We start from the raw sequence: 24,318 nt of genomic DNA, 5'->3' as shown, positions 1-24,318 counted from the left end.
TACTGTGGCAAAGCCGGTGGACCGGCAGATTTTAAGCCAGCTCGGCCATCAGCGCGATGATTTCCGCGCCATAGGTTTCCAGCTTTTTCTCGCCGACGCCGGAGACATGGCGCAGGTCGTCCAGCGAGGCCGGCCGGGCTTTGGCGATTTCGCGCATGGTGGCATCGTGAAAGATCACATAGGCTGGCACATTGTGCTTGCGCGCGGTTTCCACGCGCCACCAGCGCAGCTTGTCGAACACCGTCTGCTCCTGCGTCGACAGATCGCTTTCCACATAGCCCTTCGGCTTGACGCCTTTTTTCCTCTGGCTGACCGGTTTCTGGTATTCGCGCAGCAGGATTTTTTTCTCGCCGCGCAGGACTGGCCGCGCCGCGTCAGTGAGCTTCAGGGCATTGAAGCTGTCGTGGTCAACCGCCACCAGCCCCATGGCGATGGCCTGGCGCAGGATAGCGCGCCATTCGGCGTCGCCGCGCTCGGCACCGATGCCGAATACCGACAGCTGCTCATGCTGCCATTGCTTGATCTTGTCTGAGTCCACGCCGCGCAAGACATCCATCACGTGCATGGCGCCGAAGCGCTGGTCAACCCGATAAATCGCCGACAGCAACTTTTGCACCGGCACCGTGGCATCGAAGGAGACCGGCGGATTCAGGCAGGTATCGCAATTGCCGCAAGGGCTGGCGCCCTGGCCGAAATACTCCAGCAGGCGCACGCGCCGGCACGACAGGGTTTCGCACAGGCCCAGCATGGCATCGAGCTTGGCGCCTTGCACCCGCTTGAAGCCGTCGTCGGCTTCGGACTGGTCGATCATGCGGCGCTGCTGCACCACGTCCTGCAAGCCATACGCCATCCAGGCGTTGGCCGGAGCGCCGTCACGGCCGGCGCGGCCGGTTTCCTGGTAATAGCCCTCGATGCTTTTCGGCAGATCGAGGTGGCAGACGAAGCGCACATCCGGCTTGTCGATGCCCATGCCGAAGGCGATCGTCGCCACCATCACGATCGATTCCTCGCGCAAAAAGCGCGACTGGTTGGCGCTGCGCGTGGCGGTTTCCATGCCGGCGTGGTACGGCAGCGCGGTGACGCCGCTAGCGTTCAGAAATTCGGCGACTTCCTCGACCTTCTTGCGCGACAGGCAATACACGATGCCGGCGTCGCCGGGATGCTCGTTTTCGATAAAGTCGAGCAACTGCTTGCGGGCGTTGGCTTTTTCGACGATCTGGTAGCGGATGTTGGGTCGATCGAAGGAAGAAACGAATTGCAGCGCATTCTGCAACTGCAGGCGTTCGATGATTTCTTCGCGCGTCTGCTGGTCGGCGGTGGCAGTCAAGGCAATGCGCGGCACCTCGGGAAAGCGCTCGTGCAGCACCGACAGCTTGATGTATTCCGGACGGAAGTCGTGCCCCCATTGCGACACGCAGTGCGCCTCGTCGATGGCGAACAGGGCGATCTTCGAGGATTCCAGCAATTCGAGGCAGCGCGGCGTCATCAGGCGCTCCGGCGCCACGTACACCAGGTCGAGCTCGCCGCGGCGCAGCTTGCGCTCGGTCTGCACCATCTCGTCGAAGCTTTGCGTGGAGTTCAGGTAGGCGGCGCGCACGCCGACTTCATCGAGGGCATCGACCTGGTCCTGCATCAGGGCGATCAGCGGCGACACCACCACGCCCACGCCTTCGCGCAACAGCGCCGGGATCTGGTAGCACAGCGACTTGCCGCCACCGGTGGGCATCAGCACCAGCGCATCGCCGCCCAGGGCGATCTGTTCGACGATTTCGGCTTGCTGGCCGCGAAACGCCGGGTAGCCGAAAACGCTGTCGAGGATATGTTGCGCGCGCGCGTTTATTCCTGGCTGTTCCATCAATGCGACCAGTCCACCCAGCCCTGGAAAGCGGTCAACAGGATCACCAGGCCGAAGACGATGCGGTACCAGGCGAAGAAGGTGAAATCATGCGTGCTGATATAACGCAGCAGCCAGCGCACGCACAAAAAGGCCGACACCATCGCCGCCACGCCGCCAATGCCGAACAGCGGCAAGTCGGCCGCCGACAGCAGCGCGCGCTCCTTGTACAGCGAATAGACGGTGGCGCCGAACAGGGTCGGCAGCGCCAGGAAAAAGGAAAATTCGGTGGCGGCCTTGCGCGACATGCCGAACAGCATGCCGCCGATGATGCTGGCGCCGGAACGCGATGTCCCCGGGATCAGGGCGAAGGCCTGGGCACAACCGACCTTGACCGCGTCGAGCAAATTCATGTCGTCGACCGATTCGATCCGTACCGCCACCGGGTTGGTACGGTTGCGCCGCTCCACCCACAGGATGATGAAGCCGCCAATGATGAAAGCCAGCGCCACCGGTACTGGCGAAAACAGCGCGGCCGTGATGGCCTTGTTGAAGAGCAAGCCAAGAATGGCGGCGGGCAGGAACGCGGCCACGACGTTCAGGGAAAATTTTTGCGCCTTGCCATCGGAAAACAGGCCGGCCAGCACGCCGGCGATCTTGACCCGGTATTCCCAGCACACTGCCAGCATGGCGCCGGACTGGATGGCAATCTCGAACACCTTGAGCTTGTCGCTCGTGATATCGCTGCCAAAGTCGAGCAGGCTGCCAGCCAGGATCAAGTGCCCGGTCGACGAAATCGGCAGGAATTCCGTCAAGCCTTCGACGATACCCATGATCAGGGTCTTGATTACAATCGTGAAATCCATTGCGGCGTGTAAAGAGTATCCAAAAAGTCAATAAAAAAACCCGCGATGCATCGCTGCGCGGGTTCTGGAGATGCCAGACGGGAACAACAATTGCGCTATTTTACCGGCTCAAAGGTTACCACGAGCCCATTGCCTTGCGTGTTGATTTTTGTGGGCAAGAAAGAGGCGCCGCCATACCGGAAATCCTCCGGTTGAAATGTATATATAGGCATGCCGCGGAATACTTGTTCGACCAGCAAACCGCCAATTTTCGTTAATTGGCTGGCATATTTGGCATCCAGCCCATTGATGTTGAGGGTTTCTACGCGCGGCTCGGTCAATATCACAGCATTTTTGGCCGGATCGATCGCCAGCACGCCCGACAGGGCGAAATTGCCTTGCCACGAACGTTTGAGCCAGGCGGGTGCAATCGCGGCGTCGAAACTGGTCAGCACGCGGTTGCCGTCCGGCTGCAAGCGCAGTCGTGGCGCGCTCAGCTGGATATCGAACAATTCAAGGTAACGGCTATTGAAGGGGAAGCGCTTTTCCAGCGATGCCTGCAGGGTCGACAGCGGCACTTCCATGTTGCGCGGCCCCAGCAGGCCGGCGCAGGCGGCGAGCATGCATGCCACGACGGCAAGGCAAAGACGGGGCAATACTCTGGTCATTTTCATACTTGATTTATTCCACTTAGGCAACGAACTGGAAGCATGTCGGATATATAATGCGTGCGAATAATGCCTGCAAAAATCGGCACGTCCAGATAGCATCAAACAGCATGCTTAGGCATGGATTCCATCATACCCCAGCATTCCCCGGTCAATAAACGTCACGTCCTCTACTTCACCGGCTTTGATCCGCGCGGACCCGCGCCACAGCCCTGATCGCCAGCCAGGCTGACGCCCGGCACCCTCACGGCACCGTCGCCGCCTCAAGCTGCGTCAACCAGCGGATCGCCTGGCGGGGCGAATCCCCGCACATTTCCAGGCTGGGCTGCAAACTGCCGCACACCGCCGGCCGCAATGGGCTGCCGAAAATCCGGCAGCGGTTTTGCGCATCCAGTTGCGCGCAGCGCACCCCCGCCGGCTTACCTTCCGGCATACCGGGAATCGGCGAGGAAATCGAAGGGGCGATGCAGCAGGCGCCGCAAGCGCTGCGGCAGGGATAGGCAGTCATGATCAAAAACACACAAAGCGGCCACACCGGAGTTTCGCCGCGTACAATAAGTTAAAAAACATCACACCCGCTTCAAATAAGGAGGAAGACACGATGCAAATTTTGTCCTTGCACATTGTACGCGCGCTTGCGCTTCTGCTGGCCACCTCCAGCGCCTTTGCGGCCACGCCGAAACCCGGTGCGTGGAACGAAAACGAACAGAATTACGGCCTGTTCAACCTGCATGTCTACCTGCCGCAGCAAGCCCGGCCGACACTGGCCAAAAAGCGCGCGCTGATGGTGGTCCTGCACGGCTGCAAACAGACCGCGTATGGCGACATCATGGACAAGCGCGCCGGCTGGGAAAGCGCCGCCGAACAATACGGCATGGTGCTGGCGGCGCCCGATGTCCCGGAAACCAATACGCCCGGCTCGCGCCTGTTTGCCGGCTGCTGGGACTGGTTCGGCACCGCGCATCAGCGCGACGGGCGCGACATCGGCCCCCTGGCCGAAATGATCAAGGGCTTGCAGGCGCGGCCCGAACTGAATATCGATCCGCAACAGATCTACGTGGTCGGCATGTCTTCCGGCGCCGCCGTGGCGCAAGTCCTGGCCTGCGCCTACCCGGAACTGGTGGCCGGCGTCGGCCTGCACTCGGCGCCGGCGATGGGATCGAACGTGCCGGAAGTATTCGCGCCGCCGAAGATTGAAGCGGCTGCCATCGTCGACAATTGCCGGAGTTACGCGGGCGACCAGCAAGCCGCCTTCGCCACCCAGATCGCCAGCGTAATCCACGGCAGCGACGACCGCCTGGCCCATGCCGCGCATGCCGGGCGCAACCGCGATGCGCTGCAGGCCTTGTATGGCGCCAGCCAGGAAGGCGGGAAGATCGCCGAAGCCAACCAGAGCAACGGCAGCCTGTACAAGGATGACAAGGGACAGCTGCGCGTGGCGCACATCCAGGTCGAAGGCCTCGGCCATGCCTTTGCAGCGGGCGATGGCGGCAGCGGCGGTGGCACGCATGGCAACAGCTTCCACGATTACAGCCACATCAATTATCCGGCCTGGGTGACGCGGTTTTTCTTTGACAACAACCTGCGGGTCAAGCGCTAAGCAAGACATGCGTCGGGCGACGCCTCGCCATTCCGCTATTCGTAACGCAGCGCCTGAATCGGCAGCAGTTTCGAAGCCTTGTGCGCCGGGTAAAAACCGAAAAAGATCCCGATCGCCGCCGAAAAGCCGACCGCCAGCACAATTGACTCGGGCGACAGCCGGGTGGCCCAGCCGGCGAACTGGCTGACCAGGAAGGAGCCGGCCACGCCCAGCACGATGCCGATGAAACCGCCGATCAGCGACAGCGTGATCGCCTCGACCAGGAATTGCGTGAGAATATCGCTGCCGCGCGCGCCGACCGCCATGCGCAAGCCGATCTCGCGGGTGCGCTCGGTGACCGACACCAGCATGATGTTCATGATGCCGATGCCGCCTACCAGCAGCGACACCGACGCCACTGCCGCCAGCAGGATCGTCATGATGCGCGACGATTCTTCCTGGGTGGCGAGGATTTCGGTAAGGTTGCGGATCGTGAAGGCATCGTCCTGCCCCGGCTGGGTACGCTGGCGCTGGCGCAGCAGTTGGCGCATGCCCTCTTCCGCCACCTTCATGTCGGCGCCTTCCAGCACCTTGACCTGGATCGTGCCGACCCGGCGCAGCTTGCCCTGGGCATTGCCGAACAGGCGGTTGCGTGCAGTCGATAGCGGCACCATCGCGACGTCGTCCTGGTCCTGGCCCGTCATGCTCTGGCCTTTCCTGGCGAGAACGCCAATCACGGTATGCGGCACGTTCTTGATCCGCAACACCTGATCGACCGGGTCGATATTGCCAAACAGCTGGTTCGCCACCGTCTGCCCGAGAATCACCACCTTGGCTGAGCCGGACAATTCATTCGCCTCGAACATGCGCCCGGACGCCAGCGGCCACTCGCGCACCTCGAAATAGTCGGGCGTGACGCCATAGATCTGCGTCGACCAGTTGCTGCCGCCTGCGATCAGTTGCGCGGAACTGCGCATCGACGGCGCCGCCGCCTGCACTTCCGGGATTTCGCGGGCGATCGCAATGGCATCGTCTTCGGTCAGGTTCTGGTTGGCGCCGGCGCCTAGCCGTACGCCGGAGGCGGTGGTCGAGCCGGGCATGATGATCATCAGGTTGGAACCGAGGCTCTTGATCTGGTCCTGGATGCGCGCCTGCGCACCGGCGCCGACTGCGATCATCGTGATCACTGCGGCCACGCCGATGATAATTCCCAGCATGGTCAGCATCGAGCGCAGCAGGTTCACGCGCAGCGCGTTCAGGGCAATGCGGAAGGTGGCCAGCAGATTCATGATGCCGCTTCCTGCGCCGTGGCGGCTGCATCCAGCGCCGCCAGTTGCGCCTGCGCATCCTGCGGCGGATTGGCGGCGTCGCCGATCACATTGCCGTCGCGGAAAGTGATGATGCGCGAGGCAAAGCTGGCAATATCATGCTCGTGGGTGACCAGCACGATCGTCATGCCCTCGCGGCTCAATTTCTGGAACAACGCCATGATTTCAACGCTGGTGCGCGAATCCAGCGCGCCGGTGGGCTCGTCGGCGAGGATCAGCGAAGGGTTGTTGACCAGCGCGCGGGCGATCGCCACGCGCTGCTGCTGGCCGCCGGACAGTTGCGCCGGATGATGGTCCATGCGCTCGCCCAGGCCCACCTCTCCCAGGCGCTGCGCCGCGCGCGCGTGTCGCTCGGCTGCCGGCACCGCCGCATACAGCAGGGGCAATTCGACATTGTCGAGTGCCGTCGTGCGCGGCAGCAGATTGAATTGCTGGAATACGAAACCGATGCGGCGGTTGCGGATCGCCGCCAGCTGGTCGCTATCCATGGCCGACACCCGTTCGCCCGCCAGAAAATACTCGCCGGAGGTCGGCAGATCCAGACAGCCAAGCATGTTCATGAAGGTCGACTTGCCCGAGCCGGAGGCGCCCATGATCGCGACAAACTCGCCTGCATTGATTGCCAGCGACACGCCGCGCAAGGCAAAAACATGGTTGTTACCCATCACGTAGTCCTTGACCAGCTTGCGGGTATCGATCAGTGCCGTCATGGGTATCTCAATCATTAAAACATGCGCGGGCCCGGCGCTGCCGCGGGCTTGCTGCCGGCTTGCACTTGCGACTGCGCCACGCCGGTGATGACGGCCATGCCTGCCTTCAGGTCCGGCGCCATCACTTCGGTCATCGTGCCATCGGTCAGGCCGACGCGCACCGGCACTTCCTTCGGCTGCCCGCGCTCATCCATGACATACACGCGGCCGGCGGTATTCGTGCCGCGCCGGCCGGCCTGCTCGGCAGTGAGGTCTTCATATTTCTTGCGTTGCTCGGGCGTCAGGATCGCAGCAATTTGCGCGCGCATGTCGCTGCGGCTGCGTTCCATGATTTTCTGCCGCTCTTCCTGCGGCGCTTCGCGCGCCGCCGCCATCTTGTCGCGCATGCCGGCGAAGATTGCATCGAGCTTGCCCTTTTGCTCTTCGCTCAGCTGCAAGTCTTTTTCCAGCTGTTCGCGCAACGCATTGTTTTGCCCCCTGCCCTGGGCTGCAGTCTGGCCGTTGTTCTGCCGGCTGGCGCCTGCAGTGTCTGTGGCACTGACGCGCTGGCTGGCAGCGCCGGGCGGGCGGAAGCGCAACGCTGCATTCGGCACCTTCAGGACATCGCTGCGGGTGTCGGTGACGACCCGCACATTGGCGGTCATACCCGGCAGTAATTCCTTGCGCGGATTCGGCGCATCGACCTCGACCATGTAAGTCACGACGTTCGAGACATTCTGCGCCGACTTGCGGATCAGGTTGACGCGGCCTTCGAAGGTCCGCCCGGGGAACGCATCGACGGTAAAGCTGGCTTTCTGGCCAGTACGGATGCGGCCGATTTCCGATTCATCGATGGCGGTATCGACCCGCATGTCGGAAAGGTTTTCGGCGATGATGAACAGTTCCGGCGCCTGCAGGCTGGCGGCCACCGTCTGCCCGCGCTCGACGCTGCGCTTGATCACCACGCCATTGACCGGCGCCTTGATGGCAGTGCGTTCCAGTTCGATCCGCGCCTGTGCCAGCGCGGCTTCGCGCTGCTTGACCGCGGCTTGCGCATTACCGTTGCCGGCCTGGGCGACCCGCACCTGGGCGCGCGCCGCATTGGCTTGCTCGACTTGTGCATGATAGACAGCGCGCGCCTTGTCGCGCTCGGCGGCGGAAATGAAGCCCTTGTCCGTCAGTTGCTGCTTCTGGTCAAGGTCGCGCTTGGCCTCGGCCAGGTTGATGTCTACCTGCGCCGCCTGCGCCTGCTGGGCAGCCACCTGCGCCTGCTGGGTCAGCACCTGCGCACGCGCGGCATCAAGGTCAGCCTGCGCCTGGCGCACTTTGTATTCAAAAGTTTCCGGATCAATGCGGGCGATCAGCTGGCCCTGCTTGACTTCACTATTGAAGTCGACATAAATTTCCTTCAGCTGGCCGGACACTTGCGAGCCGACCTGCACCGACACTACCGGGCTCAGGGTGCCGGAAGCGGACACGCTGGCGGTAATTTCCCCCTGCTCGATCTTGCCCGTCTTATATTGCGGTTCGGCACCGTTTTTTGCCCACATCCAGTACCCGGATGCCGCCAGAATAACGAGCAACAATACAACGATCCAGACCCACCATTTACGCAATCGATTCATGATTCTTCACTGATAAAAATCAACCAGGTCGATTCTACTGGTATTCATCCTGCCGGCGTGCCCGGTTTGTAACCGTATGTGTCAATTAAAAACACATATCAATGCGGCTTGACGCCCAGGAAAATGCCAACTACATTACTGACTCGTTGGTAAGTTATTGGGTTTCGCTCATGCAATGTCCTATTAAAAGCAAGCGCTGGGAGCGCCGCAAGGAAGCCCGTCCGCAGGAATTGCTGGCCGCCGCGCTGGACTTGTTTGTCGAACGCGGTTTTGCCGCCACCCGGCTTGACGATGTTGCCGCCCGCGCCGGTGTCTCCAAGGGCACCTTGTATCTGTACTTCACCAACAAGGAAGAATTGTTCAAGGCGGTGGTGCGCGAAAACATGTTGCCCATGATCGACGAAGCCGAAGGTTTGATTGATCAGCACCAGGGCAATAGCGCCTCGCTGTTCCAGGAAATCATGCTGGGCTGGTGGGAGCGCGTGGGCAACTCCAAGGTTTCCGGCATCACCAAGCTGATCATGGCCGAATCCGGGAATTTCCCGGAAGTGGCGCGCTTTTATTATGAGGAAGTGACTTCCCGCGTCAATGGCATGATCGTTCGCATGCTGGAGCACGGCATCGCCCGCGGCGAATTCCGGCCGATCGACCCCCAGCAGGCAATGCGCGTGGTGGTGGCGCCGATGGTCATGCTGATGATCTGGAACCAGTCCTTCGGCGCCTGCAACATGGAGCAGATTTCGCCCCAGGACTATATCCGGACCTATATCGACATTTGCCTGCGCGGCCTGCTGCAAGACCCGACTACGCCGCTGCCGCCTGCGAGAATGCCATGCTGAAACGACGTGCTTTCTGGATCCTGCTGCTGGCCGGCCTGCTGGCCGTCGGCGCCGGCGCCGCCGCCATGAAAAAGCGCCAGGCCGCCGCGCCGGTAGCAGACACACAAACAACGCAAGCAACTCAGGCGACACCAGCCAAGGCGCCAGCCAGTCTCGAATTCCTGCCCAGCGATGTCGCCGAGGTGCAGCCGCGCGAATTGCGCCAGGTACTGCTGCTGTCGGGTGCGCTGCGCGCCGTCAACCAGGCGCAAGTCAAGGCCAAGCTTGCCGGCGAAGTGCGCGAAGTGCTGGTACGCGAAGGCGAAGCGGTCAAGGCTGGCCAGGTGCTGGTGAAAATCGACAGCACTGAATACCAGGCCCGCCTGGAGCAGGCCAAAGGCAGCCTGCAGGCCGCACGCGGCGAACTGGCGATTGCCGCCAAGGCGCGCGACAATAACCAGGCGCTGGTGGCCAAGGGCTTCATTTCGCAAAACGCCTTCGACAATGCCGCCAGCCAGCATGACATCGCCCGCGCCAATGTCGAATCGGCGCAAGGTGCGCTGGACGTGGCACAGAAGGCCTTGAACGACAGCGTGGTGCGCGCGCCGATCGCCGGCCTGGTGGCCAGCCGGTCCGTGCAGCCGGGCGAAAAGGTTTCGGCCGACAACCATCTGCTGGAGCTGGTCGACCTGCACCAGCTGGAGCTGGAAACGGCGGTGCCGACCACCGATATCCTGCAGCTGACGCCTGGACAACCCGCGCAAGTAAAGCTGGAAGGCCTGGCCACGCCGCTGACCGGCAGGATCGCGCGCATCAGCCCCGCCACCCAGGCCGGTTCGCGTTCGGTCATGAGCTATATTCAGCTCGACAATCCCCAAGGCTTGCTGAAAGTCGGCATGTTCGGCCAGGCGGAAGTTACCCTGGGCAGCAAGACCGGCGTGTTGAGTGTGCCGCCGGCGGCGATCCAGGACCTCGGCGGCAGCGCGATCGTGTACGCGATTGTCAATGGCACGCTGCGCCAGCAGGCGGTGAAGCTGGGCAGCCGCGGCAACGACGGCACCGGCGAAGCGGTGGAAATCCTCGACGGCCTCGCAGCGGGCGCGCTGATTGTCAGGACTAACCTCGGCAAGCTGCCTGACGGCGTCAAGGTGCGGCTGGCGCAAGCGCCTCCGGCCACACCAGCCACCCCGGCCGCTCCGGCCCATCCCCACGCTGTCACGACCGCCGCCAGCGCCGCGCCGTCAGCGTCACGCTGACGCATGAAAGCCTGAGCCGCCATGTGGTTTACCCGTATCAGCATCGCCAACCCGGTCCTGGCCACCATGATGATGATGGCCTTTCTGGTACTGGGCCTGTTTTCCTACCAGCGCCTGCCGGTCGACCAATTCCCCGACATCACTTTCCCGGTGGTCGTGGTGCAGACCGATTACCCCGGAGCATCACCTGAGACGGTCGAGTCCGACGTCACCCGCAAGGTCGAGGAAGCGGTCAACACCATCAACGGCATCAACAGCCTGACTTCGCGTTCCTATGAGGGCGCCTCGGTAGTCATCATCGAATTCGCCCTGACGGTCGATCCGGCGCAGGCCGCGCAGGATGTGCGCGAAAAAGTGGCGCTGGTGAAGACGGCTTTCCGCGATGAAGTCAAGGAACCGCGCGTCACCCGCTACGATCCGGCCGACCGGCCGATCTATTCGGTGTCGGTCGCCAACGATGGCCAGGCCGGCCGCTACAACCTGCGCGAACTGACCGTGATCGCCGACCAGGTCGTCAAGAAACGCCTGGAAAACGTCCGCGGCGTCGGTTCGGTGACCCTGGTCGGCGGCGTCATGCGCGAAATTAACATCACTATCAAGCCGACCGAAATGGAAGCGCTCGGCATCGGCGTCGACCAGGTGATCGCTGCGCTGCGCAATGAAAACCAGGAATTGCCGGCCGGCGCGGTGCGTTCGCTGTCCAGTGAAAACGTCGTGCAGGTGCAGGGCAGGATCAAGAACCCGGCCGACTTCAACCGGCTGATCGTCGCCCGCCGCGGCGGCCAGCCAGTGCTGCTGTCGCAGATCGCCACGGTGGTCGACGGCCAGCAGGAACAGGAAAGCCTGGCGCTGTACAACGGCCAACGCACGCTGGCGCTGGACATCCTCAAGGCGCAGGGGCAGAACACCATCGAGGTCGCCGATGGCCTGGGCGCCGCGCTGCAGGACCTGCAGCCGACCCTGAAAGCGCTTTATCCGGGCGTGAAACTCGAGGTCATCAAGGACAGCTCGCGGCAGATTCGCGTCGGCGTGAAAAACGTCCGCCAGACCCTGCTCGAAGGCGCGGCGCTGACCATCCTGATCGTGTTCCTGTTCCTGAACTCCTGGCGCTCGACCGTGATCACCGGCCTGACACTGCCGGTGGCGCTGATCGGCACCTTCCTGTTCATGCACATGTTCGGCTTCACCATCAACATGATCACCCTGATGGCGCTGTCGCTATGCGTGGGCCTCTTGATCGACGACGCCATCGTGGTGCGCGAAAACATCGTGCGCCATGCCGGCATGAAGGTCAACGGCCAGTACAAGAGCCATCGCACCGCCGCCCTCGAAGGCACTGCGGAAATCGGCCTGGCGGTGCTGGCCACCACCTTCTCGATCGTCGCGGTGTTCCTGCCGGTCGGCTTCATGGGCGGCATCATCGGCCGCTTCTTCCACCAGTTCGGCATCACAGTGACTGCCGCCGTGCTGATCTCGATGTTCGTGTCGTTTACGCTGGACCCGATGCTGTCGTCGATCTGGCCGGACCCGGCGGTGCACGGCGCCACAGGCGCGCGCCGCGGCTGGTATGCCAACACCATCGGCCGCGTGCTGGCACAGTTCGAACGCCTCGTGCAATGGCTGTCCGATACGTACCAGGTCTTGCTGAAATGGTCGCTGCAGCATCGCAAGTCGACCCTGGCGATTGCTGCCGCCACGTTCTTTGGCGGTTTCCTGATTCCGGCCACCGGCCTGATCGGCTCGGAATTCGTGCCGCAGGCGGATTATTCGGAAACCGGCGTCACTTTTTACACCCCGGTCGGTTCCTCGCTGGAATTCACCGAAAGCAAGGCGCGCCAGGTTGAGGCCGTATTGCGCGGCTTTCCCGAAGTGCGCGACCTGTACACCACCGTCAATACCGGCAATGCCCAAGGCAAGAATTACGCTACCGTCTTCGTGCGGCTGAAGCCGCGCAGCGAGCGCAGCCGCAGCACCACCCAAATGGCAAATCCCCTGCGCGAGCGACTGACGGAAGTCGCCGGCATCACGGTCACCCATATCGGCACGCTCGACGGCGTCGGTGGCGACAACAAGCAATTGCGCCTGTCCATCCTGGGGCCCGACCTGGCGCAACTGGCACGCCTGTCGGAGCAGGTGCAGGAAAAGATGCGCGCGCTTGCCGGCGTGGTGGATATCGATTCAAGCCTGAAGGCGCAAATGCCGACCATCTCGGTGGTGCCGCGGCGCGAGATCGGCGCCGACCTGGGCGTCGGCGTGGCGCAGATCGGCGCGGCATTGCGGCCGCTCCTGGCCGGCCAGGCCGCCGGCAGCTGGCGTGCCCCGGACGACCAGAATTACGACGTCAACGTCCGCCTGGCGCCGGACGACCGCAACAATATCGACGACCTGTCGCGCCTGATGCTGGGCAGCTCGCAGACCAATGCCGACGGCACGCCGAAAATGGTGCCGCTGCGCCAGGTGGCAGACATCGTGCCGTCGACCGGCGCCAACCAGATCAACCGGCGCGACCTGAACCGTGAAGTCGAACTGTCGGCCAACGTGGTCGGCCGTTCCGCCGGCCAGGCCAGCGCCGACGTCAAGACCGCGCTGGACGCCATTGCCTGGCCGCCCGGCTACCGCTACCAGGTCGGCGGCGCCGCCAAGAACATGCAGGAATCCTTCGCTTATGCCGTGGGCGCGCTGCTGCTGGCGGTGATTTTCATTTACATGATCCTGGCATCGCAATTCGCCAGCTTCCTGCAGCCGCTGGCCATCATGTCGTCGCTGCCGCTGACCCTGATCGGCGTTTTCCTGGCGCTGATGCTGTTCCGCTCGACCCTCAACATGTTTTCCATCATCGGTTTCATCATGCTGATGGGCCTGGTCACCAAGAACGCCATCCTGCTGGTGGATTTCGCCAACCAGGCCAGGAAAGAAGGCATGGCGCGCGGCGCCGCGCTGCTGGAAGCTGCGCACGTGCGGCTGCGGCCGATCCTGATGACCACGCTGGCGATGGTGTTCGGCATGGTGCCGCTGGCCTTCGGCATGGCCGAAGGCTCCGAGCAGCGCGCCCCCATGGGCCAGGCGGTCATCGGCGGCATCATCACTTCCTCCCTGCTGACGCTGGTGGTGGTGCCGGTGATGTACACCTACCTGGACGATTTTGCCGTCTGGGCCAGAGCCAGATGGTTTGCGCGCGGGGCCGGCGGCGCTGCGCCAGTCGGCCCGTCCTCCCGCCAGGAGGATGCCATTTGATAAAATGCGTGCTTATCTTAAGTATCAGCAAGCCCTTATTTCATTTTTCGCAATGAGTCCCTACCATGAACATTGAACAAGCACGTTTCAACATGATCGAACAGCAGATCCGCCCCTGGGATGTGCTGGACCTGGATGTCCTCGATTTGCTGCTGGTCGTCAAGCGCGAAAACTTCGTGCCCGCCGCCCACAGGAACCTGGCGTTCATGGATACCGAAATCCCGCTGCCGTGCGGGCAAAACATGTTCACGCCCAAGCTGGAAGCGCGCATTTTGCAGGAAGTCGCGCTCAAGAAGCACGAGAACGTGCTGGAAATCGGCGCCGGCTCCGGCTACATGGCCGCCCTGCTGGCGCACAAATCGCGCCACGTCACCAGCGTCGAGATCGAGCCGGAACTGAAGGCGCTGGCAGAAAAGAACCTGGCCGACAACGGCATCACCAACGTCAAGGTCGAACTGGGCGACGGTGCCCGCGGCTGGGCCGGATCGGGCAGCGACGGCGCTCCCTACGATGTGATCGTGATTTCCGGCAGCGTGCCGGCATTGCCGGAAACCTTCCTGCAGCAGATCAAGATCGGTGGCCGCATCCTCGCCATCGTCGGCCAAGCGCCGGTCATGTCGGCGGAACTGGTGACGCGCGTCTCCGACAATGCCTATAACACCGTCAAGCTGTTCGAAACCGTTGTCAAGCCACTGAAAAATGCGGCCACGCCGTCTCACTTCCACTTCTAGGACTTAGCCATGCTGCAACTCACCGCTCCGGAACTGGCTGCCTGGCTGGCAGACCCCTTGCGCGCGCCGCCGCTGTTGCTGGACGTGCGCGAGCCGCACGAGTTTACCTATTGCCATATCGGCGATGCGGTGAGCATGCCAATGCAGAGCGTGCCCGCGCGGCTGGGCGAAATGGATGAAGATGCGAGCATCGTCTGCATCTGCCACCACGGCATGCGCAGCATGCAGGTTGCACGCTTTCTGGAGCAGCATGGCTTTGCCAATGTCATCAATCTGACCGGCGGCGTGCATGCGTGGGCGCAACAGGTCGATCCTGAAATGCCGACGTATTAACCCGAATAGCCCGACGGAGAGCTGAATGCGCCCTACCCTGATTGCCTCGCTGCTTGCCGCAGGCTTGCTGTCATTGAATGCCCATGCGCTCGACTTGCTGCAGGTATACCAGGAAGCACAGGCCAATGATCCGGTGTATGCCAGCGCACGCGCCACGCTGGCCGCTGGCCAGGAAAAGGAAACCCAGGGACGCGCCGGCCTGTTGCCCACCGTCGGGCTGTCGGGTAGCTATACCCGCAGCGAGCAGGAGTCGGCCACATTGTCACGCAACGTACGTAGCAACAGCCATAGCATTTCGCTGTCGCAGCCGCTATTTCGTTGGGCTAACTGGGAACAGTATCAACAAGGCAAACTGTCGGTTGCCGCCAGCGAGGCGCAATTCGCCCAGGCGCAACAGGACCTGATCGTGCGCGTCTCGCAAGCCTACTTCGACGTATTGGCGGCTCAGGATACGCTGGCGTCCGTGCAGGCACAGAAGGTGGCCATTACCGAGCAATTGGCTTCGGCCAAACGCAATTTCGAGGTCGGCACCGCCACCATCACCGACACCCACGAAGCGCAAGCCCGCTATGACCTCGCAATCGCCCAGGAACTGGCGGCGCAAAGCGATCTCGACATCAAGCGCAACGCCCTGCAGCAGATCATCGGCAAGCCCGCCGGCGAACTGGCCGCCTTGCGGCCCGGCGTGCAGATCAATTCGCCCAGCCCGGCACAGATCGACAAGTGGGTCGAGAGCGCCGAGCAGCAGAACTACGGCGTCGCCGGGCAAAAGCTGGCGCTGGAAATCGCCCGCCGCGAAATCGGCAGGAACCGCGCAGGCCACATGCCGACCGTCGATCTGGTGGCTTCGCGCGGCCACAACCATCAGAACGGCAGCACGCTGACTTCGCCAAGCGGCAAGACGGACAGCAGCAGCGTCGGCGTACAGTGGACCATTCCGCTGTTTTCCGGTTTCGGCACCAGCAGCCGCGTGCGCGAAGCCATCGCACTGGAAGACAAGGCCCGCAACGACCTGGAAAACGTTCGCCGCACTGCGGCCCAGGGCGCACGCCAGGCGTATCTTGGCGTCACCAGCGGCCTGGCGCAAGTGAAGGCGCTGGAGGCGGCGGAGCGTTCGAGCCAGTCGGCGCTCGATTCAAACCGTCTTGGCTACCAGGTCGGCGTGCGCATCAATATCGACGTCCTGAACGCCCAGCAGCAGCTCTACACCACGCGTCAGAACCTGGCCAAGGCGCGTTACGACACCATTGTGAACGGTTTGAAACTGAAATCCGCCGCCGGCTCGTTGAAGGAAGAGGACCTGGCACAGGTCAACGGCTTGCTCAAGCCCTGATCCTCGATTCATTCGCCCCACCGATTCATCCCCCCAAGCCGGCGCATCGCCCTTCTTGCGCCTGGCTTACTTGCGTCGTAACGAGGGCGCCTGGCGCAGGTTATCCATGCAGGCATCGACGAATCTTTCGGCATCCTGCTCGAGATTGAAGCTTTCCGGCGATATAAGCCAGTTACTAAGCAAACCGCGCCAGCTGGCCTGAAACAGGATGGCGGCCAGCCTGGCATCCAGATCTGCCGGCAACTGGCCGCGTGTGATGGCGTTTTTCAGGGTCAGTTCGATATTGCGTGCCCCTGTGTTCAACGTCCCCTGCTGGAGGGTAATGAAACCGTGCGCGCCATCGATGTATTCGCAACGGTGGAACAGGATGCCGAACACCTTGCGCGCATGCGGATTGCGTGATGCTTCGCGAAGCACAAACAGACAGGTAGCGCGCAATTGCCCGAGCGGGTCATCGACATTCCCCTGCGCGCTGGCCTGCACCATATCCGTCATCGGCAGGCGTACCCGTTCGCACATGGCATCGAACAGATCCACCTTGTTCTTGAAGTGCCAGTAGATCGCGCCACGCGTGACATTTGCCGCCTGGGCAATATCGGCCAGCGATGTGCGCGCCACGCCCTGTTCATGGAAGACATCTTCGGCCGCATCGAGAATCCGATTGCGTGTTTCCTGTGCTTCTTCCTTCGTCGCTCTTGCCATTGTCGTTTTACCGGCTTGATTCCCGCCTGGACTGGTAATTCGGCCAGTCGCAGCAGCGAGCAAAATATACATACACCATTGGATGTATATATAATAACGTGCAAGTTGGTAATTACCTAAAAAAACAAGCGTAGCCGATTCGTCCCAACAGCAGTGTCCTGCCGCCCGCTGACCTGGCCCGGCAGGACCTCCATTTACCGTACGAGCAAGCCATGAACATAGCCGGCCGTTCCACCCGAATTGCGCTGTTCGCCTCCACCGCTCTGCTGTCAGCTTGCATCGACCAGGCCGGTGCCAGCAAGACCCCCGCCAGCCCGCCGCCGGCGGAAGTGGCGGTAATGACGGTGGCGCCGCAACGCCTGGCGCTGACTACCGAACTGCCAGGCCGGCTGGAAGCCGCGCGTGTTGCTCAGGTGCGCGCGCGCGTGCCGGGCATCGTGCTGCAGCGGGTATTTCACGAAGGCAGCGACGTCAAGGCCGGCGAGGTGCTGTTCCGCATCGATGATGCGCCGTTCCAGGCCAGTCATCAAAGCGCGCAGGCGGCGCTGGCCAAGGCCGAGGCCAATCTCGCCCAAACCAGCATGAAAGCGCAGCGCTATGCGGCACTGGTCGACACCAGCGCGATCAGCAAGCAGGAATACGATGATGTGAATGTGTCGCAAAAACTGGCAGCCGCCGATGTCGCCACCGCCAAAGCGGCGCTGGCCACGGCACGGCTGAACCTGAGCTACGCCACGGTGACTGCGCCGATTACCGGGCGCATCGGCCGCGCCCAGGTCACTGAAGGCGCGCTGGTCGGGCAGAACGAGGTGACCCCGCTGGCCACCATCCAGCAGCTCGACCCGATCTATGTCACGCTCACGCAGTCCGGCGCCGAGGTGCTGCAGTTGCGCCAGGCGCTGGCCGCCGGCCAGTTCAAAGGCATCGGTCGCGATGAAGCCAGGATCAGCCTGCTGATGGAAGACGGTCGCCCCTATCCGCATGCCGGCAAGCTGCTGTTTTCCGACATGACGGTCGATGAAAGCACCGGCGCGGTAATCCTGCGCGCGGTATTCCCGAATCCAGAACGCCTGCTGATGCCCGGCCTGTTCGTGCGTGCGCGGCTGGACCAGGCGATCAGTGAAAACACCATCATCGTGCCGCAGCAAGCAGTGCTGCGTAATGCCAATGGCGCCAGCGTGATGCTGGTAGACGCCGGCGACAAGGTCACGGCAAGGCAGGTCAAGGCCGACCGCAGCCAGGGCGATGCCTGGATCGTCAGCGAAGGCTTGCAGGCAGGCGACCGTGTCATCGTCGAAGGCTTGCAAAAAGCCAGACCGGGCGCCGCAGTCAGGACGGTGGCGTGGTCCGGCGCCGCCGGCAAGGGCGACAAGGATGCCAAACCAGTCGTCCTGGACGTCAAGTCCCGCTAAAGTCCCGCTAAAGGAAGCCCGCCATGGCAAAATTTTTCATCGACCGTCCGGTCTTCGCCTGGGTGATCGCGCTGTTCATCATGCTGGCCGGCCTGCTGGCGATCCGCGCGCTGCCGGTGGCGCAATACCCGACCATCGCGCCGCCGTCGGTGGTGATTTCCGCCACCTATCCCGGTGCCACCGCGAAAATCCTCGACGAAAGCGTGACCAGCCTGATCGAGCAGGAGATGAACGGCGCCGAAGGCCTGCAGTACATCGAATCGGAAAGCCAGTCCAACGGCACCGCGCAGATCACGGTCACCTTCGTGCCGGGCACCAATCCCGACCTGGCCGCAGTCGACGTACAAAACCGTATCAAGCGGGTCGAGCCGCGCCTGCCGCAGGCAGTGCTGCAACAAGGGGTGCAGGTCAACAAGGCGCGCAGCAACTTCCTGCAGATGATCAGCCTGACCACCACCGACGGCAGCCTGGATCCGGTGGCGCTGGGCGACTACCTTTCGCGCAACGTCCTCAACGAAATCAAGCGCGTGCCGGGCGTCGGCCAGGCGCAGCTGTTCGGCACCGAGCGCGCCATGCGCATCTGGATCGACCCGGCCAAGCTGGCCAGCCTGAAGCTGACGCCGGCCGACGTCAGCAATGCCATCCGTGCCCAGAACGCGCAAGTCTCGGGCGGCACGCTGGGTGATTTGCCCAGTCCGGGAACGCAGCCGATTTCGGCCAGCGTGGTGGTGAGCGGGCAACTGGCCGGCGCCGACGAATTCGGCCGCATCACGCTGCGCGCCAACCCGGATGGCTCGGTGGTGCGCCTGGCCGATGTTGCCAGCATCGAGATCGGCGGCCAGACCTATGCCACTTCCTCACGCACCGATGGCAGCCCCAGCGCGGCGATTGGCGTACAGTTGTCCCCTACCGCGAACGCGCTCGGCACCGCCACCGCGGTGCGCGCCAAGATGGAAGAACTGAAAAAATTCTTCCCGGCTGGCGTCAAGTACGAAATTCCCTATGACACTTCGCTGTTCGTCAAGATCTCCATTGAAGAAGTGGTCAAGACCCTGGCCGAAGCCGTGCTGCTGGTGTTTTTGGTGATGTACCTGTTCCTGCAGAACATCCGCTACACCCTGATCCCGACCATCGTCGTGCCGGTGGCGCTGCTGGGCACCCTGGCCACCATGCTGGCCTTCGGCTTCTCGATCAACGTCCTGACCATGTTCGGCATGGTGCTGGCGATCGGCATCCTGGTGGACGATGCCATCGTGGTGGTCGAAAACGTCGAGCGCATCATGCGCGAGGAAGGCCTGTCGCCGCGCGACGCCACCCGCAAGGCCATGGGCCAGATCACCGGCGCCATCGTCGGCATCACGCTGGTGTTGATCGCGGTGTTCATCCCGATGGCCTTTTTCGGCGGCGCGGTGGGCTCGATCTATCGCCAGTTTTCCCTGTCGATGGTGTCGTCGATGGTGTTCTCGGCCCTGATGGCACTGACCTTGACGCCGGCCCTGTGCGCGACCATCCTGAAGCCGGTGCAGGCTGGCCATCACCATGAGAAGTCGGGCTTCTTCGGCTGGTTCAACCGCAGCTTCCAGCGCGCCTCGACCGGCTACCAAAGCGTGGTCGGCAGGATGCTCGGCAAATCCCTGCGCTACATGGTGATTTATGCCCTGATCATCGGTTGCGTGGCGCTACTGTACGCGCGCCTGCCCTCGTCCTTCCTGCCCACCGAAGACCAGGGTTTTATCATGACCAACATCCAGCTGCCACCGGGGGCATCGACCCACCGCACGCGCGAAGTGGTCAAGCAGGTCGAGGAGTATTACCTGAAACAGCCAGGGGTCGAGCACGTCATCGCCGTGCTCGGTTTCAGCTTCTCCGGCCGCGGCCAGAATGCCGCACTGACATTCGTGCCGCTGAAGGACTGGCAAGATCGCGGCGCCGATGATTCGGCTGGCGCCATCGTCGAGCGTGCCAGGGGCGCGCTGTCCGGCATCCGCGACGCCATCATCGTCCCGGTCAATCCACCGCCGATCCGTGAACTGGGTAACGCCACCGGCTTCACCTTCCGCCTGCAGGACCGTGGCGGCCAAGGCCAGCAGGCGCTGCTGGCCGCGCGCAACCAACTGCTTGAGCTGGCGGCGAAAAGCCCGGTGCTCAAGGGTGTGCATCCGGAGGGACTGGAAGACACGCCGCAGCTGCGTCTGGACATCGACCGCGACAAGGCCAGCGCGCTCGGTCTCAGTTTCGCCGACATCAATGCCACCCTGTCCACTGCGATCGGCACCAGCTATGTCAACGACTTTCCAAACCAGGGGCGGCAGCAGCGCGTGATCGTGCAGGTCGATGCGCCGCAGCGGCTGCGTCCGGAAGACTTGCTGCGGCTGTACGTACGCAACAACAAGGGAAGCATGGTGCCGTTCTCGTCCTTCGCTTCCTCGCGCTGGAGCACCGGCCCGGTGCAACTGGTGCGCTTCAACGGCTATCCTGCCTTCCGCATTTCCGGCCAGGCCGCCGAAGGGCGCAGCACTGGCGAAGCAATCGCGGAAATGGAACGGCTGGCGACGCAGTTGCCGACCGGTTTCGGCTATGAGTGGACCGGCCAGTCGTTTGAGGAAAAGACCTCCGGCTCGCAGGCGCCGGCACTATTCCTGCTGTCTCTGCTGGCGGTATTCCTGGTGCTGGCGGCCCTCTACGAAAGCACCTCGATTCCGCTGGCGGTGATGCTGGTGGTGCCGCTCGGAATTCTCGGCTCCTTGCTTGGGGCAAGCATGCGCGATCTGCCCAACGATGTCTATTTCAAGGTCGGCCTGATCGCCATCATTGGCCTGTCGTCCAAGAACGCCATCCTGATCATCGAATTTGCCAAGGACTTGCATGCGCAGGGCAAGGGCCTGGTCGAAGCCACGCTGGAAGCTGCGCAGCTACGCTTCCGCCCGATCGTCATGACCTCGCTGGCCTTCATTCTCGGCGTACTGCCGCTGGTGACGGCAAGCGGCGCCGGCTCGGCCAGCCAACGCGCCATCGGCACCGGCGTCATGGGCGGCATGATCACCGCCACCGTGCTGGCGGTGTTCCTGGTGCCGGTCTTCTTTGTCGTGGTCAGGAGAATCTTCAAGGGCAGCGAACGCCAGCGCCGCATGTATGCCGCGCACCTGGAACCGAACGATGGAGAAGCGGCATGATCAAATCAAGCCTTTTACTGTTGAGCGCCAGCCTCATGGCCGGCTGCACGCTGGCGCCGCGCTACGAGAGACCGCAGGCGCCGGTGGCGGCCAACTACCCGGCAGAGGCAGCCGGCACGGCAGCCAGGCCCGTTGAACTTGGCTGGCGCGAATTCTTCGCCGATGCGCGCCTGCAGGCGCTGATTGCCGCCGCCCTGGAAAACAACCGCGACTTGCGCACAGCGGCGCTGCGCATCGACGAGGCACGCGCGCTCTACAATATCCAGTCGGCCGATCTCCTGCCCACCCTGAACGGCCAGGTGTCGAACTCGAACGCGCGGGTGCCGGTAACGCTGTCGCCCACCGGCCTGTCGACGGTCAGCCGCAGCTACCAGGTCGGCCTGAGCCTGACCTCCTTCGAGCTGGATTTCTTCGGCCGGATAAGGAGCCTGAATGACGCGGCGCTGGCGCAATACCTGGCCACCGCCGAGGCGCGCCAGGCGGCCCATATCGGCCTGGTAGCCGAAACGGCCAAGGCATACCTGGCCGAACGCGCCTTCGATGAACAATACGTGCTGGCGCAAAAAACCCTGGAAGGCCGCGAATCCGCTTACCGACTGGCAAAACAGCGCTTCGATGTCGGCGCCTCGTCCGCGCTTGATCTGCGTCTGAATGAAACCCTGGTCGGCTCGGCACGGGTGGCACTGGCAACGCTGGCGCGGCAGCGCGCGCAAGCCGCCAATGCGCTGGCGCTGCTGGTAGGTAAACCTATGACAGATTTGCCGACGGCACAGATGCTGAATTCGCAAGGGATCGTGGCGGAACTGCCGGCCGGCCTGCCCTCGGACTTGCTGACGCAGCGCCCCGACATCCGCGCCGCCGAACAGCGCCTGATTGCCACCAACGCCAACATCGGCGCCGCCCGCGCCGCCTTCTTCCCGCGCATTTCCCTGACCGCGGGAGTAGGCACCGCCAGCAATACACTGTCCGGCCTGTTCGATGCCGGTTCGCGCACCTGGTCATTTGTGCCGCAACTGGCCATACCGATTTTCGATGCCGGCCGCAACAGCAACAGCCTGGATCTTGCGCACGTACGCAAGCATATCGCCGTGGCCGATTATGAAAAATCGGTCCAGGTGGCATTCCGCGAAGTCGCTGACGCCCTGGCGGCGCGCGCCACCTTGAATGAGCAGCTGGACGCCCAGCGCAGCGTGGGCGAAGCGCAGGCCGATCGTCTGCGCCTGGCCGACCTGCGCTTCAAGAATGGCGTGGCCAGTTCGCTGGAAGTACTGGACGCGCAGCGCGAATTGTTTAACGCCGAACAGGCGCTGGTGCAAACCCGGCTGCTACGGCTGACCAATGCAATCGACCTGTACCGGGCACTGGGCGGCGGCCTGCAGGAAAATGCCGCCAGCGCTGCAAAATAAGTGACGACGCCAGGGCGCGTTTCGGCGACGCCCAACCGCGGGTCCGGAATTCGAAAAAACTTAATCGATCAGCGGCTTGAGCAAGGCCATCGTCCTGGCGGTGGCGCCGCGGTGCTGTTCGGCATACGCCTTGGCCTTGGCGCCCATCACGATGCGCTCGACGTCGGCCTGCAGCAGGCGTCGCGCCTGCTGCAGCATGGCGGGCGCATCGGCGACGCGGATGGCGGCGCCGGCATCCACGGCATCGGCGCTGATGGTCAGGAAATTATGGGTATGCGGGCCGATCAGCACCGGCTTGCCGAGTGCGCAGGCTTCGATCAGGTTCTGCCCGCCCAATGGCAGCAGGCTGCCGCCGATGAAAGCGACATCGCAGGCCGCATAATAGGCGAACATCTCGCCCATCGAGTCTCCCAGCAGCACACGCACCTCCGGCCCGACCCAGGCGCTGCCCAGTTCAGAACGGCGGCACAGCATGATATTGCGCAGGGCCGCCATACGCGCGACTGCATCGAAACGCTGTGGATGACGCGGCACGATGACCACCAGCGCCTGCTGCAGGTCGCATTGCAGCAGCGCGTCCAGGATCAATTCCTCTTCGCCTTCGCGCGTGCTGGCGCACAACAATACCGGACGACTGCCGATCTGGCCACGCAAGGCAGCGCCACGGATCAGTATTTCCTGCGGCGGCGCGACATCGAACTTGATGCTGCCGGTGACATGCACGTTGCTGGCGCCCATCTGGCGCAGACGCGCCGCGTCGGCCTCGGTCTGGGCGGCAATACAGGAAAATCCCCGCGCCGCTTCCCGCATCAGGCCCGACAGGCGCTGTGCCTTGGCCAGCGAACGTTCCGACAAGCGGGCATTGACCAACATCACCGGGACATGCTGACGCACGCAACCGGCAATCAGGTTCGGCCAGACTTCAGTCTCCATCAATACGCACAGGCGGGGCTGGAAATGCGAGAGAAAACGCCGCACCATCCAGCCGGTATCGTAAGGCAGGTAGGATTGCACGAGGCGCGCGCCGTGTTTGCCGAACAAGGCACGGCCGGTGGCGCGACCGGTCGGCGTCATGTGCGTCAGCAGCACGGCCGCATCCGGATAGGCAGCCAGCAGGCTGTCGATCAGCGGCTCTGCCGCCCGCGTCTCGCCGACCGAAACCGCATGCACCCATAACAGGGGACGACCGGCCGCAACGCTGCGATCAATGCCGCGATAAAAGCCGAGGCGTTCGCTCACATGCCGCCGGTAGCCGGGTTCCCTGCGGCCGCGCCACCACAGGCGCGCCAGCACCAGCGGCAGCGCGAGCCACCAGGCGAATGAATACAGCCGGCGCATCAGGAGCAAAGGCC

19 protein-coding genes are annotated in these 24,318 nt (G+C 63.0%); 10 read left to right on the top strand and 9 right to left on the bottom strand.

What is annotated here, in order from left to right; translation table 11 throughout:
• Window positions 1-31: 31 nt before the first annotated feature.
• The 4 genes from recQ to D3878_RS21135 all read right to left on the bottom strand — a co-directional run bounded on the left by recQ (window position 32) and on the right by D3878_RS21135 (window position 3,855).
• Window positions 32-1,855 (bottom strand): DNA helicase RecQ, encoded by a 1,824-nt coding sequence (recQ, locus tag D3878_RS21150; RefSeq protein WP_119787271.1) that lies wholly within the window; start codon window positions 1,853-1,855, stop codon window positions 32-34.
• Window positions 1,855-2,700, bottom strand: a complete 846-nt coding sequence (locus D3878_RS21145) for an undecaprenyl-diphosphate phosphatase (RefSeq protein WP_119787270.1) — start codon at window positions 2,698-2,700, stop codon at window positions 1,855-1,857. Before D3878_RS21145 ends, recQ begins: the two co-directional genes overlap by 1 nt.
• Before the next feature lie 95 nt (window positions 2,701-2,795).
• Window positions 2,796-3,353, bottom strand: a complete 558-nt coding sequence (locus D3878_RS21140; RefSeq protein WP_233556414.1) for a DUF1439 domain-containing protein — start codon at window positions 3,351-3,353, stop codon at window positions 2,796-2,798.
• Window positions 3,354-3,591: 238 nt separating this feature from the next.
• The gene (locus tag D3878_RS21135) at window positions 3,592-3,855 is read right to left on the bottom strand and encodes a YkgJ family cysteine cluster protein (protein ID WP_119788061.1); all 264 of its coding nucleotides are present in this window, start codon (window positions 3,853-3,855) and stop codon (window positions 3,592-3,594) included.
• Window positions 3,856-3,948: 93 nt separating this feature from the next.
• On the opposite strand from D3878_RS21135, the gene D3878_RS21130 reads away from it, so the two are divergent.
• Window positions 3,949-4,947 (top strand): extracellular catalytic domain type 1 short-chain-length polyhydroxyalkanoate depolymerase, encoded by a 999-nt coding sequence (locus tag D3878_RS21130; protein WP_119787269.1) that lies wholly within the window; start codon window positions 3,949-3,951, stop codon window positions 4,945-4,947.
• 35 nt (window positions 4,948-4,982) lie between these two features.
• Here the strand turns inward: D3878_RS21130 and D3878_RS21125 are convergent, their stop codons facing one another.
• From D3878_RS21125 to D3878_RS21115, 3 genes are read right to left on the bottom strand one after another with little or no spacing between them, the layout of a single operon-like run.
• Window positions 4,983-6,215: an ABC transporter permease gene (locus tag D3878_RS21125; RefSeq protein ID WP_119787268.1), complete on the bottom strand. Its 1,233-nt coding sequence runs from the start codon at window positions 6,213-6,215 to the stop codon at window positions 4,983-4,985.
• Complete coding sequence (locus D3878_RS21120) at window positions 6,212-6,964, bottom strand: ABC transporter ATP-binding protein (protein WP_119787267.1); 753 nt, start codon at window positions 6,962-6,964, stop codon at window positions 6,212-6,214. The genes D3878_RS21125 and D3878_RS21120 overlap by 4 nt, the downstream gene beginning before the upstream one ends.
• 14 nt (window positions 6,965-6,978) lie before the next feature.
• Window positions 6,979-8,568, bottom strand: coding sequence for an efflux RND transporter periplasmic adaptor subunit (locus tag D3878_RS21115; protein ID WP_119787266.1), 1,590 nt, complete (start codon window positions 8,566-8,568; stop codon window positions 6,979-6,981).
• Between the two features lie 170 nt (window positions 8,569-8,738).
• Here D3878_RS21115 and D3878_RS21110 point away from each other — a divergent pair, with 170 nt between their 5' ends.
• The 6 genes from D3878_RS21110 to D3878_RS21085 all read left to right on the top strand — a co-directional run bounded on the left by D3878_RS21110 (window position 8,739) and on the right by D3878_RS21085 (window position 16,273).
• Window positions 8,739-9,407: a TetR/AcrR family transcriptional regulator gene (locus tag D3878_RS21110; protein ID WP_119788060.1), complete on the top strand. Its 669-nt coding sequence runs from the start codon at window positions 8,739-8,741 to the stop codon at window positions 9,405-9,407.
• The gene (locus D3878_RS21105) at window positions 9,401-10,642 is read left to right on the top strand and encodes an efflux RND transporter periplasmic adaptor subunit (RefSeq protein ID WP_119787265.1); all 1,242 of its coding nucleotides are present in this window, start codon (window positions 9,401-9,403) and stop codon (window positions 10,640-10,642) included. The genes D3878_RS21110 and D3878_RS21105 overlap by 7 nt, the downstream gene beginning before the upstream one ends.
• Window positions 10,643-10,663: 21 nt before the next feature.
• Window positions 10,664-13,876, top strand: coding sequence for an efflux RND transporter permease subunit (locus D3878_RS21100; RefSeq protein ID WP_119787264.1), 3,213 nt, complete (start codon window positions 10,664-10,666; stop codon window positions 13,874-13,876).
• 65 nt (window positions 13,877-13,941) lie between these two features.
• The gene (locus D3878_RS21095; protein WP_119787263.1) at window positions 13,942-14,607 is read left to right on the top strand and encodes a protein-L-isoaspartate O-methyltransferase family protein; all 666 of its coding nucleotides are present in this window, start codon (window positions 13,942-13,944) and stop codon (window positions 14,605-14,607) included.
• A gap of 9 nt (window positions 14,608-14,616) precedes the next feature.
• Window positions 14,617-14,940 carry a rhodanese-like domain-containing protein gene (locus D3878_RS21090; protein WP_119787262.1) on the top strand — a complete coding sequence of 108 codons (324 nt, stop codon included), beginning with the start codon at window positions 14,617-14,619 and terminating at the stop codon, window positions 14,938-14,940.
• A gap of 25 nt (window positions 14,941-14,965) precedes the next feature.
• Window positions 14,966-16,273 (top strand): TolC family outer membrane protein, encoded by a 1,308-nt coding sequence (locus D3878_RS21085; RefSeq protein WP_119787261.1) that lies wholly within the window; start codon window positions 14,966-14,968, stop codon window positions 16,271-16,273.
• A 66-nt stretch (window positions 16,274-16,339) separates the two neighbouring features.
• Here the strand turns inward: D3878_RS21085 and D3878_RS21080 are convergent, their stop codons facing one another.
• Window positions 16,340-16,975: a TetR family transcriptional regulator gene (locus tag D3878_RS21080; RefSeq protein ID WP_119787260.1), complete on the bottom strand. Its 636-nt coding sequence runs from the start codon at window positions 16,973-16,975 to the stop codon at window positions 16,340-16,342.
• Window positions 16,976-17,187: 212 nt separating this feature from the next.
• Between D3878_RS21080 and D3878_RS21075 the strand changes: the two genes are divergently transcribed.
• Genes D3878_RS21075 through D3878_RS21065 form a run of 3 tightly spaced genes read left to right on the top strand, consistent with a single transcriptional unit; the run spans window position 17,188 to window position 22,966 of the window.
• The gene (locus D3878_RS21075; protein WP_119787259.1) at window positions 17,188-18,387 is read left to right on the top strand and encodes an efflux RND transporter periplasmic adaptor subunit; all 1,200 of its coding nucleotides are present in this window, start codon (window positions 17,188-17,190) and stop codon (window positions 18,385-18,387) included.
• Window positions 18,388-18,410: 23 nt separating this feature from the next.
• Window positions 18,411-21,560 carry an efflux RND transporter permease subunit gene (locus tag D3878_RS21070; protein WP_119787258.1) on the top strand — a complete coding sequence of 1,050 codons (3,150 nt, stop codon included), beginning with the start codon at window positions 18,411-18,413 and terminating at the stop codon, window positions 21,558-21,560.
• The gene (locus D3878_RS21065; RefSeq protein WP_119787257.1) at window positions 21,557-22,966 is read left to right on the top strand and encodes an efflux transporter outer membrane subunit; all 1,410 of its coding nucleotides are present in this window, start codon (window positions 21,557-21,559) and stop codon (window positions 22,964-22,966) included. The genes D3878_RS21070 and D3878_RS21065 overlap by 4 nt, the downstream gene beginning before the upstream one ends.
• Before the next feature lie 60 nt (window positions 22,967-23,026).
• Here the strand turns inward: D3878_RS21065 and waaA are convergent, their stop codons facing one another.
• Window positions 23,027-24,304 (bottom strand): lipid IV(A) 3-deoxy-D-manno-octulosonic acid transferase, encoded by a 1,278-nt coding sequence (gene waaA, locus D3878_RS21060; RefSeq protein ID WP_119787256.1) that lies wholly within the window; start codon window positions 24,302-24,304, stop codon window positions 23,027-23,029.
• Window positions 24,305-24,318: the final 14 nt, after the last annotated feature.

Source organism: Noviherbaspirillum sedimenti (genome assembly GCF_003590835.1).
In the GTDB taxonomy this organism is placed as follows: domain Bacteria; phylum Pseudomonadota; class Gammaproteobacteria; order Burkholderiales; family Burkholderiaceae_D; genus Paucimonas; species Paucimonas sedimenti.
Note: the sequence above shows the minus strand (reverse complement) of the source record. Positions and strands in the feature narration are given on the sequence as shown.

Coding starts and splice junctions, on each gene's coding strand:
- recQ (WP_119787271.1), bottom strand. CDS start 1,855: ATGGAACAGCCAGGAATAAACGCGCGCGCGCAACATATCCTCGACAGC.
- D3878_RS21145 (WP_119787270.1), bottom strand. CDS start 2,700: ATGGATTTCACGATTGTAATCAAGACCCTGATCATGGGTATCGTCGAA.
- D3878_RS21140 (WP_233556414.1), bottom strand. CDS start 3,353: ATGAAAATGACCAGAGTATTGCCCCGTCTTTGCCTTGCCGTCGTGGCA.
- D3878_RS21135 (WP_119788061.1), bottom strand. CDS start 3,855: ATGACTGCCTATCCCTGCCGCAGCGCTTGCGGCGCCTGCTGCATCGCC.
- D3878_RS21130 (WP_119787269.1), top strand. CDS start 3,949: ATGCAAATTTTGTCCTTGCACATTGTACGCGCGCTTGCGCTTCTGCTG.
- D3878_RS21125 (WP_119787268.1), bottom strand. CDS start 6,215: ATGAATCTGCTGGCCACCTTCCGCATTGCCCTGAACGCGCTGCGCGTG.
- D3878_RS21120 (WP_119787267.1), bottom strand. CDS start 6,964: ATGACGGCACTGATCGATACCCGCAAGCTGGTCAAGGACTACGTGATG.
- D3878_RS21115 (WP_119787266.1), bottom strand. CDS start 8,568: ATGAATCGATTGCGTAAATGGTGGGTCTGGATCGTTGTATTGTTGCTC.
- D3878_RS21110 (WP_119788060.1), top strand. CDS start 8,739: ATGCAATGTCCTATTAAAAGCAAGCGCTGGGAGCGCCGCAAGGAAGCC.
- D3878_RS21105 (WP_119787265.1), top strand. CDS start 9,401: ATGCTGAAACGACGTGCTTTCTGGATCCTGCTGCTGGCCGGCCTGCTG.
- D3878_RS21100 (WP_119787264.1), top strand. CDS start 10,664: ATGTGGTTTACCCGTATCAGCATCGCCAACCCGGTCCTGGCCACCATG.
- D3878_RS21095 (WP_119787263.1), top strand. CDS start 13,942: ATGAACATTGAACAAGCACGTTTCAACATGATCGAACAGCAGATCCGC.
- D3878_RS21090 (WP_119787262.1), top strand. CDS start 14,617: ATGCTGCAACTCACCGCTCCGGAACTGGCTGCCTGGCTGGCAGACCCC.
- D3878_RS21085 (WP_119787261.1), top strand. CDS start 14,966: ATGCGCCCTACCCTGATTGCCTCGCTGCTTGCCGCAGGCTTGCTGTCA.
- D3878_RS21080 (WP_119787260.1), bottom strand. CDS start 16,975: ATGGCAAGAGCGACGAAGGAAGAAGCACAGGAAACACGCAATCGGATT.
- D3878_RS21075 (WP_119787259.1), top strand. CDS start 17,188: ATGAACATAGCCGGCCGTTCCACCCGAATTGCGCTGTTCGCCTCCACC.
- D3878_RS21070 (WP_119787258.1), top strand. CDS start 18,411: ATGGCAAAATTTTTCATCGACCGTCCGGTCTTCGCCTGGGTGATCGCG.
- D3878_RS21065 (WP_119787257.1), top strand. CDS start 21,557: ATGATCAAATCAAGCCTTTTACTGTTGAGCGCCAGCCTCATGGCCGGC.
- waaA (WP_119787256.1), bottom strand. CDS start 24,304: ATGCGCCGGCTGTATTCATTCGCCTGGTGGCTCGCGCTGCCGCTGGTG.